The following is a 13,743-nucleotide window of genomic DNA, read 5'->3' as shown; positions in this document are numbered from 1 at the left end:
CGGGCCCACTCGGCGCGGCGCACCGCCAGGGACCGGCGACTCGCCCCCAGGACTCACTGGTCGAAGGCCGCGCGCAGCCGATGGATGCCGTCCTCCAGTTGGGCCGGTCCCGGCGTCGCGACGTAACTCAGGCGGAGATGGGGCGCCGGGGCCTCGGCAGTGAAATAGGCGGCGCCGGCCGTGACGGCGACGCCGTGGCGGAGAGCGGCGGCCGCGAGGGCGCGCTCTTCGATTCCCTCGGGGAGGCGGAGCCAGAGGTGGTAGCCGCCAGGGCGCGGGTTCACCGGGACAACCTCGGGCAACGAGGTCGCCAGCGCGGACAACACCGTCGTACGACGGTCGCGCAGTGCTTCGGCGAGAACGCGCAGATGCCGGGCCCATGCGGGCGATCCGACCAACTCGAGCGCGGTCTCCTGTAGTGGACGCGGGACGAACATCGTGTCGACCGCGTTGATCGCTCGCAACCGCTCGAACGCGGGACCGCGAGCCGTGAGCCCGGCGATCCGCAAGCTCGGCGACGCCGCCTTGGTCAGCGAGCGGACGTGCACGACCACGCCATCGGGATCGTCAGCAGCCAGCGCCGGCGGCAGCGGCGCGGAGTCGGCATGCACGAGCCGCCGCGCGAAGTCGTCCTCGACGACGAAGGCTCCCGCGGACCGCGCGATCTCGACCATCGCCGTACGGCGTTCAGCGCTCAGGCAGCTCCCGGTCGGGTTGTGGAACAGCGGCTGACACACGAACAGCCGGGCCCGCGTCGCCTCGAACGCTTCAGCCAGCAGGTCAGTCCGTACGCCGTCCGCATCCACCGGCACAGGAACCGGCCGCAATCCAGCCGCTCGAGCCACGGCCAGCATTCCCGGATACGTCGGCGACTCCACCAGTACCGGCGAACCGGGTGCAGCCAAGGCCCGGAGAGCGGCAGAGAGCGCGCTCTGACCGCCGCCGGTGATCAGCACATCCGACGCATCGAGCGACCCAGCCGGCCCACCGACGTCCCGCGCGAACCACTCCCGCAACTCGGGCAACCCCTCGACCGGCGGCCGCGCCCAGGTCCCCGGTCGACGCCCGGCCCGCGCCAGCGCCGCAGCCAGCGCCCGCTCCGGCTGCAGCGTCGCGTGCAGGTAGCCGCCGTTGAGGTCGATCACCTCCGCCGGAGGCGGAACGAGCGTCGCCAGCAACCCGGCCGCATCGGCAGCCCGCGGGCCGACGTCGACCGTTGCCGCCGGCGGAGCCGCGCTGAGCGCCACCTCCTGCCACGACACATCCCCCGGTACGACGGTCGCGCGCTTCGCCGCCTTGAAGACACCGGCCCCCGGACGCGAGACAACGAGCCCTTCCGCGACCAGCGTCGAGATCGCCCGGGACACCGTCACCGGACTGACCTGGTAGGTGGTCACCAGCGCCCGGCTCGACGGCAACCTCTGTCCGTCGGAGTAGCGATCGAGCTCGGCGCGCAGCGCCAGCACCATCTTCGACCCGCTGCTACCGTCGTTCATGACAGCACAAGATAGCGCTACTCACTCCCCCGCGATATCAGTTCGCACCGGTACCTTCCTGGCCACGGCGGCCGTTGTCGCCTTCTCGCTCAGCTTCCCCGCCACCGTCTGGGCGCTCGACGGATTCGGCCCGTGGACCGCGACCGGCGTCCGCGCACTGCTCGCCGGAGTCATCTCCGCTGTCTGTCTGTACGCCGCCCGCGTGCCACTGCCCGACCGCCGTCACTGGGCCGGCCTGCTCACCGTCGCCGGCGGCTGCGTCATCGGCTTCCCGCTGCTCACCACGCTCGCACTCCAGACCTCCACGACCGCACACTCCGCCGTGGTCATCGGCATCCTTCCGCTGGCGACCGTTGTGATCTCATCGCTGGCCACCAACCACCGCCCGTCACGGACGTTCTGGACCGCAGCAACCCTCGGCGCCGTGACCGTCGCCGCGTTCACCCTCCAGCAGAGCCACGGCCGACCGACCGTCGCCGATCTCTACCTGTTCGGCGCGCTGATCGTCTGCGGCGCCGGCTACGCCGAAGGCGGCAGGCTCGCCTCGGCGATGCCCGGCTGGCAGGTGATCGCGTGGGCCGTCGTCGCCGCCCTCCCGGTCTCCATCATCGTCACCGCGCTCGCGATCCCGCACGAGCCGATCCACCTGACCACCAAGGCCGTTGCCGGCATGAGCTACATCGCGGCGGTCTCCCAGTTCGGTGCCTTCGTGGTCTGGTACCGCGGGATGGCCGCGATCGGCGTACCGAAGGCCAGTCAGCTCCAGCTCGCCCAGCCGCTGATCACCTTGGTCTGGTCGGTGCTGCTGATGGGCGAGCACCTACCGGTTCTGGCGCCGGTCGCGGCGGTCGCCGTACTGGCCTGCATCGCCGCGACCCAGCGGGCCCGGGCCTGAGCGCCGGGAGGTCTTGTGCTGAGGCGGTGCTTCGGGGAATGGTGGGCGAACAGGAGGAAACGTCATGGCAGACAAGGCGAACACTTCCCAACGCGCGCCGGGTGCGGACAGCCCCGCCGCCATTCGCAACGTCGTGCTCGTCGGCCCGTCCGGGGCGGGCAAGACCACTCTCGTCGAGGCGCTGCTGGTCGCCTCCGGGGTGCTGACCAGAGCCGGCACAGTCGTCGACGGGACGACGGTGTGCGACTGCGACGACTCCGAGATCCGGCAGCAACGGTCGGTCGGTCTCGCGCTCGCCCCGCTCCTGCACAACGGCGTGAAGCTGAACCTGATCGACACCCCCGGGTACGCCGACTTCGTGGGTGAACTCCGGGCTGGGCTGCGCGCCGCGGACTGCGCGCTGTTCGTGATCCCGGCCAACGAGGGCGTCGACGAACCGACCAAGGCTCTGTGGCAGGAGTGCGACCACGTCGGCATGCCCCGCGCGGTCGTGATCACCAAGCTCGACCATGCCCGGGCGAACTACGAGAACGCGCTCTCCGCCGCTCAGCACGCGTTCGGCGACAAGGTTCTGCCGCTCTACCTCCCGGCCGGCCGCGGCGTGATCGGGCTGCTCTCGCAGACGCACTACGAGTACGCCGACGGCAAGCGTACGACGCATCCACCGGAGGCGTCGTACGAGGAGCTGATCGAGGAGCACCGGGGCACGCTGATCGAGGGGATCATCGAGGAGTCCGAGGACGAGTCGCTGATGGAGCGCTATCTCGGCGGCGAGGAGATCGGCCAGGACGTGCTGGTCGAGGACCTGGAACGCGCGGTCGCGCGCGGGTCGTTCTTCCCCGCGATCCCGGTCTGCAGCGGCACCGGTGTCGGCACACTCGAGCTGCTGGAGATCGCGACCAGCGGATTCCCGTCGCCGCCGGAGCACCAGCTGCCCGAGGTGTTCACGCCGCACGGCGTCGCGAAGGGCAAGCTGACCTGCGATCCCGCCGGGCCGTTGCTCGCCGAGGTGGTGAAGACGACCTCGGACCCGTACGTCGGCAGGGTGAGCCTGGTGCGGGTGTTCTCCGGCACCATCAGGCCCGACACGACGGTTCACGTGTCGGGCCATTTCACGTCCTTCTTCGGCGCGGCCAACAGCCACGCCGACCACGACGAGGACGAACGGATCGGCACGCTGTCGTTCCCGCTCGGCAAGCAGCAGCGCCCGGCGTCGGCCGTCGTCGCCGGTGACCTGTGCGCGATCGGCCGGCTGACCCGCGCGGAGACCGGGGACACGCTGTCCGACAAGGGCGACCCGCTGGTGCTCAAGCCCTGGACGATGCCCGAACCGCTGCTGCCGATCGCCGTCCAGGCCCGCGCGAAGACCGACGAGGACAAGCTGTCGGGTGGGCTGCAACGGCTCGCGGCCGAGGACCCGACGCTGCGGATCGAGCAGAACCCGGAGACCCACCAGATCGTGCTGTGGTGCATGGGCGAGGCGCACTCGGACGTCGTACTGGATGCTCTGGCCAACCGGTACGGTGTCTCGGTGGACACCGTCGAGCTGCGGGTCCCGCTGCGCGAGACGTTCGGCGGCAAGGCCAAGGGCCACGGGCGGCATGTCAAGCAGTCCGGCGGGCACGGCCAGTACGCCGTCTGCGACATCGAGGTCGAGCCGCATCCCGAGGGCACCGAGTTCGAGTTCGTCGACAAGGTCGTCGGCGGGTCGGTGCCACGGCAGTTCATCCCGAGCGTGGAGAAGGGGATCCGGGCGCAGATGGAGAAGGGGGTCGGCGCCGGCTACCCGATGGTCGGCATCCGGGTGACGCTGCTCGACGGGAAGGCGCACAGCGTCGACTCGTCCGACATGGCGTTCCAGATGGCCGGTGGGCTGGCGCTGCGCGAAGCGGCGAACGCGACGAAGGTGAACCTGCTCGAACCGGTCGACCTGGTGTCGGTGCTGGTGCCCGACGAACTTGTCGGCGCGGTGATGAGCGATCTGTCCGGCCGGCGCGGAAAGCTGCTCGGGACCGACAAGGTCGGCGACGACCGGACGCTGGTGAAGGCCGAGGTGCCGCAGGTGGAGATCATCCGGTACGCGATCGACCTGCGCTCGCTGTCCCACGGCGCGGCGTCGTTCACCCGTTCGTTCGCGCGGTACGAAGCCATGCCGGATTCGGCGGCCTCGAAGATGAAGGTCTAGGAGAGCCGGCGCCGGACGTCCTTGGACTTCAGGTACGCCGCCGCGTCGTCGTACCGCTCGGACTGGTTCGCGAACTCGATGTACGACCGCACCCGGTGCAGCCAGTCCAGCGTCGACGGCTTCACCGCGGGGAGCGCCTTCTCCAAGTGCTGCATCGCCAGCGGCGGCTCACCGCCGGTCGCCAGCGCTTCGTCGATCACCGCGTCCACGCCCCGCTCGACCAGCGCCCGCAGGTCCGCACCGCTGAACATCGGCGTCCGCGCTGCGAGGTTCTTCAGGTCCAGCCCCGCCGACGGCACGTCCTTCAGTACGACGGACAGGATGTCGGCCCGCGCCGGCTCGTCCGGCGGCGGAACGAAGATCACCCGGTCGAACCGTCCCGGCCGCAGCATCGCCTCATCGACGTCCCACGGCGCGTTCGTCGCGGCCATCACCAGCAGCCCGCTGTTGTCCGAGCCGATCGCGTCCAGCTCCTGCAGCAGGACGTCGACCAGCCGGCGGGCCTCGGACCCGCCGTGCTTGTGCCGCGCGAACGCCAGCGCGTCGAGCTCGTCCAGGAACAGCACGCACGGCGAGTTCGCCCGGGCGCGCTCGAAGGCGGCGTGCAGGTTTCGCTCGGACACGCCGAGGTAGGGGTCCATCACGTCCTCGATCCGGACGTTGACGAACGGCAGCCCGCACTCCCCCGCCGTCGCCCGCGCGAGCAGCGTCTTGCCGCAGCCGGGCGGACCGTAGAGCATCACGCCGCCGCCGGAGCGCCGGCCGTACTTCTCGTACAGCTCGGGGCGGCTCAGCGGCAGGATCACCATCCGGTGGATCACCCGCTTGATCTCGTCCATGCCGCCGACCTGGTCGAAGGTCGTCGCCTCCTTCGGCGCGGCTGTGTCGAAACCGTCCTCGGTCTCTTCCGGCCCGACCTTCACCTTCACGCCGGTCCGGGTCGCGATCATGTCGTCGACGAGCTGCTGCAGCCGGCCGGTGCCCTCGACGACCCCCGCCTGGCGGGCGGCTTCGAGGCAGTTGCGCAGCAGCGCGAGCCGCCCGTTCGCGGCCGCGAGCTCGCCGACCGCGACCAGCTGGTCCTCGGGGAGACCCTGCTGATCCAGCAGTACGACGTACTGGTCGAGCGCGGCCTCGGTCTCCTCGGCAGCGACCAGCGTCTCGGCCAGGACCAGCCGCAGCAGGACGTCGTCGGGGTTGGCCTCGACCGCCTTGCGCAGCGCGGAGATCCGGTCGTTCGTCATCGTCCCCAGTTCCGGTTGAGCCAGCGGCGCAGCAACGGCGGTGCCACCCACGAGTAGATGCAGAAGCCGAACCAGGCGATGGCCGCGACCGCGGCGAGCGGCCGCAGACCGGCCAGGCGCAGACCGTAGATGACGGCGACCGCGGCGATCCAGACCACGAGCGGGTTGAACCGCTGGAACGGGCGGAGCGGGCGCATCAGCGGGTGACTCGCCAGGCGGGCCTCGCGAGCGGCCTCGCGCAGGTCGGCGTCGCCGGGATCGGAGGCGGCCGCGGACGCGAGTGAGCGGTACCCGGTGTTCGCGTCGCCGGTCAGCATCGCCGACGTCCCGTGCAGCGCGCGGGCGCCGGGGTCGTCGGGATCGTGCGAGAGCGCTTTCTGCGAGTGCCGGTGCATGTCGCGATCCTTGCCCAGGGCAAACGCCACCTGGGCGCGGGCGGCCGAGATCTGCGGGCTCTCGGGCGCTTGCGAGGCCGCGCGCTCGACCAGGGCACCGGCCTTCTCGGCCTGCCCGGCCGACAGGCAGACCATCGCGTAGCCGAGCAGGAGGTCGGGATCGTTCGGGTCGAGGCTGAGCCCTTGCAGGAGCGCGGCCTCGGCCTCGGGCAGACGGCCTTCCGCGCGGAGTGCGGCGGCCAGGATCTGCAGCAGCGGGAGGAACGGACCATGATGGCTCAGGCCGTCACGCAGTACGTCGATCGCTTCGCTGTTGCGGTCCAGCGCGTGCAGCGCCGCGCCGCGGAACAGGTACGCGCGGTAGTCGATCGCGGCGTCGCCCCAGAGTCCTTGGAGCTCGTCGAGAGCGCGTTCCGGGTGGCCGATCTGGAGCCAGTGGCCGGCCATCTGCAGGCGGGCCTCGGTCGGTTCGCTCACCACGCCACCGCCAGAGCGGCGAGCAGGACGAGCTCCACCAGACCGAGCCCGATCACCGCGGCGATCCCCGGTCCCCAGAGCGACTTGTAGTCGGTGCCACGGAGCTGGAACGCGCGATCCATCGGCCGCTGGATCCGGAGCTGCGCCAGGCAGCAGACGACGGCCACGATCCGAGTGGCGACCCGCAGACCGCTGCTCGCGTCGTCGTCGGTCAGGAACACGACGACCGCCGCCGACACCACCAGCGCGACCACGCCGACCGCGAGGATCTGCCGCTGCCGGGACGCGTCCAGCCCGAGCCGGCGCGCGTTGAGAAAGGCGATCAGCGTCACCGCGAGCACGCCGCCGAAGAACGCGACGTACGCCTGCGACATCAACCGCCACGGCCGCACCGACAGATCCACGTTCGCCGTGATCGTCGGCCGCAACAGCTCGTCCGCCATCCCGTCCCCTCCTAGGCCTCACACCACCAGGTCAGCCCGGCCCGCGCAGTCTAAGCCAGCCCGAGTCCGCCTGTCCGCACGCTCTAGGGTGGGGACATGACCGAGAACTGTCTTTTCTGCGGGATCGTCGCGGGGTCGATCCCGTCGCAGCAGGTGGCCGAGAACGAGCGGGCGCTCGCGTTCATGGACATCAACCCGGCGACGCGCGGGCACCTGCTGGTCGTACCGCGGGCGCACTCGACCGACCTGCGCGAGACGTCCGCCGAGGACCTGACCGCCGCGACCCTGCTCGCGCAGTCGCTCGTCAGCCGCGTGATCGAGCGGCTCGACGCCGACGGCGCGAACCTGCTGAGCTGCATCGGCGCCGACGCGTGGCAGAGCGTGTTCCACACCCACCTGCACGTCGTACCGCGGTACAAGGACGACCCGCTGCGGCTGCCCTGGCACCCGGCTCCGGGCGACGTGAACGTCATCGCGGAGACGGCGGCCGAACTCCGGCTGTAACGCTTCCGGGGGTTGCTGACACTGACCGGGTGACAGCAATCTCTCGAGGGAGTGTCATGCCGACCGCAGTTCTGAATCCACCGACCCGTCCCGCGGTCTCTTTCCGGCGGCTGGTCCCGCTGCGCTGGATGGCGTTCCTGCAGGGGGTCGCGTTCTGGGTCCCGGTCGAGAAGCTGTTCATGACCGAGATCGGGTTCGAGGCGGCGACGATCGGCGTGATGGCCGCGGCGTACGCCGCTCTGGTGCCGGTCGCGGAGGTGCTGTCCGGCGTACTGGCTGATCGGTGGTCGCGCCGCGGCGTGCTGGTGCTGGCCGCTCTCGCACTGCTCGTCGCCGTCGCCATCGGCGCGCTCAGCCAGAACGTCGTCACCTACATCGTCGCGGCGCTGGTCCTCGGCCTGTACTTCGCGCTGTACTCCGGCACGGTCGAGGCGGTCGTCTACGACACCGTGCTCGAGGAGAGCGGCACCAGTACGGCGTACGAGCGGGAGATCGGCCGGATCCGCCTGATCGAGAGCGCCGCTTTGGTGACGAGCGCGCTGGCCGGCGGCTGGATCGCGGCCGCTTCGTCGACCCGGCTGACCTACTTCGTCACGCTGCCGTTCGTGATCGCGTCGCTGATCGCGCTCTCCCGGTTCCGCGAACCGCGGCTGCACGAGGCGGGTGAGCGCTCTCCGCTGCGCGAGCACCTCCGGACGACGGCCCGCGCGATCCTGCACCGCGGGCGGCTGGTCCCGATCGCGGCGGCTGCGGTGACGGCGGCGTTGATCCTGCAGGCGATGTACGAGTTCGGGCCGCTGTGGCTGATCGAACTGGAGGCGCCGGCCGGGTTTTACGGGCCGTTCTGGGCCGGTGTCGTCGGCGCGCTCGGGCTGGGCGGGCTGCTGGCCGGGCGGCTGCACCTGCACCGACGCTTGCCGGTGGCAACCGTCGTCCTGGTGATGCTGGGGTGCGCCGGCGTGCTGCTGACGAGCGGGAGTCTGGCTGTGGTGACCATCGCTGTTGTCATGATGACCCTGCTGGTCGTGGTGATCGGAATCCATGTCAGCCACCTCGTGCACGACGCTGTCGACTCGACCATCCGGACCGGCGTCGCGTCGGGGATCAGCGCGGTGTCGTGGATCCTGTTCACGCCGTTCGCGCTCGGCTTCGGGGCTGTCACGCAGAAGGCCGACGTGTACGCCGCGGGGTGGTTGCTGGCGGGCGCGGTGGTTTTCGCGGGTGCCGCGCTGCTGTGGGTTCTCGTCCGGCCGGTTCGCTCACTAGCCTGAGTCGATGGACGACCTGCCCGTGGACAAGGTGCTGGTACGCCGGCTGTGCGACCGCGACGAGAGCGCTTTCGCTCTCGTTCTCGACCGCTGGTCCGGCGGCATGCTGCGCCTGGCGCGAAGCTACGTGTCCACCGAGGCGTCGGCCGCCGAGGTCGTCCAGGAGACCTGGCTCGCGGTCATCGAGGGCATCGACCGCTTCGAGGGCCGGTCGTCGCTGCGGACGTGGGTCTACCGGATCCTCACCAACACCGCGCAGCGCCGGGGCAGCCGGGAGCACCAGATGGTTCCGAGCGACGAGCTTGGGCAACCGACCGTCGATCCGCAGCGGTTCCAGTCGGAAGGGCAGCCGTTCCCGGGGCACTGGTGGGAGCCTCCCCCGGTCTGGCCCGAGCCGGAGGGCGGGGTGCTGACGGACGAGGTGCGCGGGTTGCTGGTCGCGGCGCTCGAGGAGTTGCCCGAGCGTCAGCGGGTGGTGATCGCGTTGCGGGACGCCGAGGGCTGGCCGGCCGACGAAGTGTGCGAGCTGCTCGACATCACCGCCGCGAACCAGCGCGTGCTGCTGCACCGCGCTCGCGCGTTCGTCCGCGCGAAGCTGGAGACGTACTACACCCAGGAGGAGACCTCGTGAACGAACTCGAGTGCCGGCAGTTCGTCGAGCAGGTGACGGCGTACCTGGAACGCGCGCTGACTCCCGCCGAGGAGCAGGCCTTCGTCGACCACCTCACCGAGTGCGACGGCTGCGAGCGCTACCTCGACCAGGTCCGGCAGACCGCCCGGGCCTTGGACGCGCTTCCCACCGATGCCCTGTCCCCCGAGTCCCGCACGGCGCTCCTGAACACCTTCCGCGACCGCCCGAGCTAACCCGTGCTCCCGGATGTCGAGGACGCCGCGGCGGCTTCGTCCCAGGGGTGAGAGCGGCCACACGGGCCGCACGACCAGCAAGGAGAACCACCTTGACGCTTCAGGGCATGGACAACGTCGGCATCGTCGTCGACGACCTGGACGCAGCCGTCGCCTTCTTCGCCGAGCTCGGGCTGGAGCTGGAGGGCAAGGCGGAGGTCAGCGGACCTTTCGCCGACCAGTCCGTCGGACTCGACGGCGTCCGGTGCGCGATCGCGATGATGCGGGCGCCGGACGGCTCCGGCCGGCTCGAGCTGGCGCAGTACCTCAATCCCGCGGCGCTGCCCGCGACACCGGAGAACCCGCCGCACAACATCGTCGGCATGCACCGGGTGATGTTCCGCGTCGAGGGCATCGAGGACGTAGTCGAGCGCCTGCGCGCCCACGGCGGTGAGCTCGTCGGGGAGATCGCGGTGTACGAGGACACCATCCGGCTGTGCTACCTGCGCGGTCCCGCCGGGACCTTCGTCGGCCTGGCCGACTACGGCAGGACCAGCTCGTAGCCGGCGAGGAACGGGGCTGGTGCGCGACGAGCTCGTGGACGGCGAGGAACTCGGCTACCTCGCGACCAGCTCGTAGACCGCGAGGATCTCGTCGGTGAGGGTCGACCAGTCGTACCGGCGTACGGCGGTCAGGCCGGCCTCACGGAGCTTGTCGCGTTCGTCGGGCGACGCGAGCAGGCGCAGGCAGGTGGCGACGAGCGCGTCCGGCGACCCCGGCTCGAAGAGCTCGCCGAGACGGCCGCCGTCCAGGACCTGGTGGAAGGCGGTGAAGTCGCTGGCCACGACCGGTGCGCCCGCGGCCATCGCCTCCAGCAGGACGATCCCGAAGCTCTCGCCGCCGAGGTGCGGCGCGACGAACAGGTCCGACCCGGCCAGCATGTCCGCACGCGCCTCGTCGTCGATCGCGCCGAGGAAGAGCACGTTGTCGCGGCAGTACGGCGGCAGAGAGCGCCGCGCCTCCTCGCCCTGACCGGTCCCGGCGATCAGCACCTTCAGCCCGCGCCGCTGGGTCACGAGCGCGGGGACCGCGGCGAGCAGAACGGCCAGGCCCTTGCGCGGTTCGTCCATCCGGCCGATGAAGCTGATCGTGCCGTCGTCGCCGCGCCACTCGGGCCGGACGCGGCCCGCGAAGCGGTCGACGTACAGGCCGTTGGGGATCACCACCGCCTCGCCGCCGATGTGCTGGACCATCATCGAGCGGGCGTTCTCCGACACCGCGATCCGCGCGTCGAGCTTCTCCAGCGCCGGCCGGAGCAGCCCGGACGCGGCACTCATCGCGCGAGAGCGGACCTGCCAGGTGTGGAACGTCGCGACGAACGGACCGTCACCGGCCCACAGCGCGAGGATCGAGGCGCTGGGGGTAGTCGGTTCGTGCACGTGGACGACGTCGAAGTGGCCGTCGGCGAGCCAGTTCCGGACCCGCGCCGCTGTGCGTGGGCCGAAGGTGACGCGGGCGACGGAACCGTTGTAGGGGACGCCGACGGCGTGACCGGCCGAGACGACGTACGGCGGTGCTTGGTCGTCGTCGACCGGGGCGAGGACCGAGACCTGGTGACCACGGGCGAGCAGCGCTTCGGCGAGATCGCGGACGTGGTTCTGGACGCCGCCCGGCGTGCCGAGGGAGTAGGGGCAGACGATGCCGATCCTCACGACAGGCCCTCCGAGCCGCCGGCGGGACGGGCGGCGGCATGACGAGCGCTGGCGCGACGGACGTCGGCGGGACGGACCTTGGCGGGACAGGCGGTGGCGGGACGGACGTCGGCGGGGAGCGTGAGCATCGTGCGGGTCCGGTCAGTCCACGAAGATGCGTTGCAGCATGTGCCAGTCCTGCGGGTGTGCGGCGATGCCCTCGGCGAACGCGTCGGCGCAGCGCTGGGTCATCGCGGCTGGACCGCCGTCGCGCGGGATCGGCGGGTGGAAGGTGATCACGAGGTCGGGGCCGTCGTAGTGGAGCGTCGCGGGGATCAGCGGTGCGCCGGTCCGGACGCTCAGCGCGGCAGGCCCCGCGGGCATCCGGGACTTGCGGCCGAAGAACTCGACGGGCACGCCGCGCTCCGACAGATCCCGATCGGCGACCAGGCAGACGAACCCACCCGCGCGAAGACGCTCGGCCAGTACGCCGAACACGTGCTCGTCGCTGCCGGTCAGCGGAAGCACCTCCATGCCGAGCTTCGCCCGGTACGCGACGAACCGGTCGAACAGCGACTCCGGCTTCAACCGCTCGGCGACGGTCGACACCGGCATACCGGTCCGGCCCGCCCAGGCGCCGGCGTGGTCGTAGTTCGCGAGATGCGGGAGCGCGCAGATGACGCCCTTGCCGGCAGCGTGCGCGTCGCGGAGACGTTCCTCGTTGACCGTGCGAACCCGACCGACGATCCGCTCGTCGGACCACTCAGGCAGCCGGAACGCCTCCTGCCAGTAGCGCAGGTACGACCGCATCCCGGCGCTGACGAGACCGTCGAGCTCGTCAGCTGACGCATCGGGCCGGACGACCGCCAGGTTGCCGCGCAGGCGTCGTACGCCGCCGCCGTCCCGCCGTACGACGAAGTCGGCGACCCGCGTGAACACCCACGTCACCACCGACTCCGGCAGGCGCCGAACCAGAGCCCAAGCCAACGCGAAAGCCAGGTCAACCGCCCGCTGGCGCACCCCGTCCACGACTCACCGACTCGACGAAGAACCGGGCTGCTCAGGCCGCTCCGGCCCAGCCCCAGGAGCCGCCCCACCGGGAGCACCCGCTCCACCCTCCGGACCGCCCGTGCCGCCCGCCGGGCTGCCGCCTCCACCCGTCGGACCGCCCGCGGAGCCGCCAATGCCGCCTGCAGGGCTGCTGCCTCCACCCGCGGGGCTGCCCATGCCGCCCGCGGGGTTGCCCGTTCCGCCCGCCGGGGAGTGGCCACCCGCGCCAGCCTCCGGCGCGCTTGCTCCCGGAGTGCCCTCGCCGGGACTGCTCGCTCCTGGCCCACCGGCCGAGGCGCCCGTGCCTGAGCCCGTCGGGTTCTCCGACCCAGCAGCGGCCGCGCCCGGCGTACCGGCACCCGCAGCCCTGGCACCCGGCGTACCGGCTCCCGCGGGCCCGGCGCCCGGCGTACCGGCGGCCGTGGCACCCGGCGTACCGGCTCCCGCGGGCCCGGCGCCCGGCGTACCGGCGGCCGTGGCACCCGGCGTGCCGGCTCCGGCAGGCCCGGCACCCGGCGTACCGGCGCCTGCGGCCCCCGGCGTACCGGCGGCCGCCGTGTTCGGCGTACCCAGGCCCGCGTTGGCTGGGTCGGCGAGGACCTGTTTGCGGACTGAGAGGGTGCGTTGGACGACGGTGATCGTGCTGGCGATGGCCAGTGCCCACAGGATGATCTTCAGCAGGATCGGCAGGTTCAGGGCGTCGGAGAAGAAGCCGACGACGAGGACCGCGACCAGTCGGTCGGAGCGCTCGGCGAGGCCGCCGCTGGCGTGCAGGCCGAGGCTTTCGGCCTTGGCCCGCGCGTACGACGTCGTCGCGCCCATCACCAGCGCCCACAGCGTCACGGCCGCCATCAGTGTCGAGTCGCCGGCCTCGGAGTTGGCGTAGAACAGGACCAGCCCACCGAAGATGGCGCCGTCGCCGAGCCGGTCGAGGGTGGAGTCCAGGTAGGAGCCCCACTTCGACGACGTGCCCGACGTGCGGGCCATGTAGCCGTCGATCAGGTCGGAGAACACGAACAGCGTGATCACCACGGCGCCCAGCCAGATGTGGCCGCGCGGGAAGAACACCAGCGCGCCCGCGCACACGCCGATGGTGCCGACCAGGGTGACCGCGTCCGGGCTCACCCCGAGCCGCAGCAGAAGGTTGGCGATCGGCGAGATCACCTTGGTCCAGAACTGCCGGAATCTGTTAAGCATGGCGACGCGATCGTAGTCCAGCCCGAACACCATCGGGTGACAGGAACACCCCGGG

General features: G+C 71.3%; 14 protein-coding genes. 7 read left to right on the top strand and 7 right to left on the bottom strand.

Going from position 1 to position 13,743, the window contains the following annotated elements:
* Nucleotides 1-53: 53 nt before the first annotated feature.
* A complete protein-coding gene (locus tag HDA39_RS09470) occupies nucleotides 54-1,496 on the bottom strand; it encodes an aminotransferase-like domain-containing protein (RefSeq protein ID WP_184794849.1) in 1,443 nt (480 codons plus the stop codon).
* Between HDA39_RS09470 and HDA39_RS09465 the strand changes: the two genes are divergently transcribed.
* Together HDA39_RS09465 and HDA39_RS09460 are read left to right on the top strand one after the other, a co-directional pair.
* The gene (locus HDA39_RS09465) at nucleotides 1,495-2,391 is read left to right on the top strand and encodes a DMT family transporter (RefSeq protein WP_184794848.1); all 897 of its coding nucleotides are present in this window, start codon (nucleotides 1,495-1,497) and stop codon (nucleotides 2,389-2,391) included. The two genes, HDA39_RS09470 and HDA39_RS09465, sit on opposite strands and share 2 nt — an antisense overlap.
* Before the next feature lie 64 nt (nucleotides 2,392-2,455).
* Nucleotides 2,456-4,576 carry an elongation factor G-like protein EF-G2 gene (locus HDA39_RS09460; protein WP_184794847.1) on the top strand — a complete coding sequence of 707 codons (2,121 nt, stop codon included), beginning with the start codon at nucleotides 2,456-2,458 and terminating at the stop codon, nucleotides 4,574-4,576.
* On the opposite strand, the gene HDA39_RS09455 is transcribed toward HDA39_RS09460, so the two are convergent.
* Genes HDA39_RS09455 through HDA39_RS09445 form a run of 3 tightly spaced genes read right to left on the bottom strand, consistent with a single transcriptional unit; the run spans nucleotide 4,573 to nucleotide 7,135 of the window.
* Nucleotides 4,573-5,820, bottom strand: a complete 1,248-nt coding sequence (locus HDA39_RS09455; RefSeq protein ID WP_184794846.1) for a tetratricopeptide repeat protein — start codon at nucleotides 5,818-5,820, stop codon at nucleotides 4,573-4,575. The two genes, HDA39_RS09460 and HDA39_RS09455, sit on opposite strands and share 4 nt — an antisense overlap.
* Complete coding sequence (locus HDA39_RS09450; RefSeq protein ID WP_184794845.1) at nucleotides 5,817-6,692, bottom strand: tetratricopeptide repeat protein; 876 nt, start codon at nucleotides 6,690-6,692, stop codon at nucleotides 5,817-5,819. Before HDA39_RS09450 ends, HDA39_RS09455 begins: the two co-directional genes overlap by 4 nt.
* Nucleotides 6,689-7,135, bottom strand: a complete 447-nt coding sequence (locus HDA39_RS09445) for a hypothetical protein (protein ID WP_184794844.1) — start codon at nucleotides 7,133-7,135, stop codon at nucleotides 6,689-6,691. Before HDA39_RS09445 ends, HDA39_RS09450 begins: the two co-directional genes overlap by 4 nt.
* 96 nt (nucleotides 7,136-7,231) lie before the next feature.
* On the opposite strand from HDA39_RS09445, the gene HDA39_RS09440 reads away from it, so the two are divergent.
* From HDA39_RS09440 to HDA39_RS09420, 5 genes are all read left to right on the top strand, one after another.
* On the top strand, nucleotides 7,232-7,639 hold the full coding sequence (locus HDA39_RS09440; protein ID WP_184794843.1) for an HIT family protein: 408 nt from the start codon (nucleotides 7,232-7,234) through the stop codon (nucleotides 7,637-7,639).
* A gap of 56 nt (nucleotides 7,640-7,695) precedes the next feature.
* Entirely contained in the window at nucleotides 7,696-8,910 is a 1,215-nt protein-coding gene (locus tag HDA39_RS09435; RefSeq protein WP_184794842.1) for an MFS transporter, read from the top strand.
* A 4-nt stretch (nucleotides 8,911-8,914) separates the two neighbouring features.
* On the top strand, nucleotides 8,915-9,538 hold the full coding sequence (locus tag HDA39_RS09430) for an RNA polymerase sigma factor (RefSeq protein ID WP_184794841.1): 624 nt from the start codon (nucleotides 8,915-8,917) through the stop codon (nucleotides 9,536-9,538).
* Nucleotides 9,535-9,771, top strand: a complete 237-nt coding sequence (locus tag HDA39_RS09425) for a zf-HC2 domain-containing protein (RefSeq protein ID WP_184794840.1) — start codon at nucleotides 9,535-9,537, stop codon at nucleotides 9,769-9,771. The genes HDA39_RS09430 and HDA39_RS09425 overlap by 4 nt, the downstream gene beginning before the upstream one ends.
* Nucleotides 9,772-9,863: 92 nt before the next feature.
* A complete protein-coding gene (locus HDA39_RS09420; protein WP_184794839.1) occupies nucleotides 9,864-10,313 on the top strand; it encodes a VOC family protein in 450 nt (149 codons plus the stop codon).
* A gap of 54 nt (nucleotides 10,314-10,367) precedes the next feature.
* On the opposite strand, the gene HDA39_RS09415 is transcribed toward HDA39_RS09420, so the two are convergent.
* The 3 genes from HDA39_RS09415 to pgsA form a co-directional block, all read right to left on the bottom strand.
* On the bottom strand, nucleotides 10,368-11,462 hold the full coding sequence (locus HDA39_RS09415) for a glycosyltransferase (protein WP_184794838.1): 1,095 nt from the start codon (nucleotides 11,460-11,462) through the stop codon (nucleotides 10,368-10,370).
* A gap of 141 nt (nucleotides 11,463-11,603) precedes the next feature.
* Complete coding sequence (locus HDA39_RS09410; RefSeq protein ID WP_337926123.1) at nucleotides 11,604-12,461, bottom strand: phosphatidylinositol mannoside acyltransferase; 858 nt, start codon at nucleotides 12,459-12,461, stop codon at nucleotides 11,604-11,606.
* Nucleotides 12,462-12,473: 12 nt separating this feature from the next.
* Entirely contained in the window at nucleotides 12,474-13,688 is a 1,215-nt protein-coding gene (pgsA, locus tag HDA39_RS43655; protein ID WP_337925688.1) for a phosphatidylinositol phosphate synthase, read from the bottom strand.
* Nucleotides 13,689-13,743: the final 55 nt, after the last annotated feature.

It is taken from the genome of Kribbella italica, assembly GCF_014205135.1.
Lineage (GTDB): Bacteria > Actinomycetota > Actinomycetes > Propionibacteriales > Kribbellaceae > Kribbella > Kribbella italica.
Note: the sequence above shows the minus strand (reverse complement) of the source record. Positions and strands in the feature narration are given on the sequence as shown.

Bases quoted from the DNA above. Each gene is read 5' to 3' on its own strand.
- HDA39_RS09445 (WP_184794844.1), bottom strand. From the start codon at position 7,135: ATGGCGGACGAGCTGTTGCGGCCGACGATCACGGCGAACGTGGATCTG.
- HDA39_RS09455 (WP_184794846.1), bottom strand. From the start codon at position 5,820: ATGACGAACGACCGGATCTCCGCGCTGCGCAAGGCGGTCGAGGCCAAC.
- HDA39_RS09465 (WP_184794848.1), top strand. From the start codon at position 1,495: ATGACAGCACAAGATAGCGCTACTCACTCCCCCGCGATATCAGTTCGC.
- HDA39_RS09460 (WP_184794847.1), top strand. From the start codon at position 2,456: ATGGCAGACAAGGCGAACACTTCCCAACGCGCGCCGGGTGCGGACAGC.
- HDA39_RS09430 (WP_184794841.1), top strand. From the start codon at position 8,915: ATGGACGACCTGCCCGTGGACAAGGTGCTGGTACGCCGGCTGTGCGAC.
- HDA39_RS09435 (WP_184794842.1), top strand. From the start codon at position 7,696: ATGCCGACCGCAGTTCTGAATCCACCGACCCGTCCCGCGGTCTCTTTC.
- HDA39_RS09470 (WP_184794849.1), bottom strand. From the start codon at position 1,496: ATGAACGACGGTAGCAGCGGGTCGAAGATGGTGCTGGCGCTGCGCGCC.
- HDA39_RS09440 (WP_184794843.1), top strand. From the start codon at position 7,232: ATGACCGAGAACTGTCTTTTCTGCGGGATCGTCGCGGGGTCGATCCCG.
- pgsA (WP_337925688.1), bottom strand. From the start codon at position 13,688: ATGCTTAACAGATTCCGGCAGTTCTGGACCAAGGTGATCTCGCCGATC.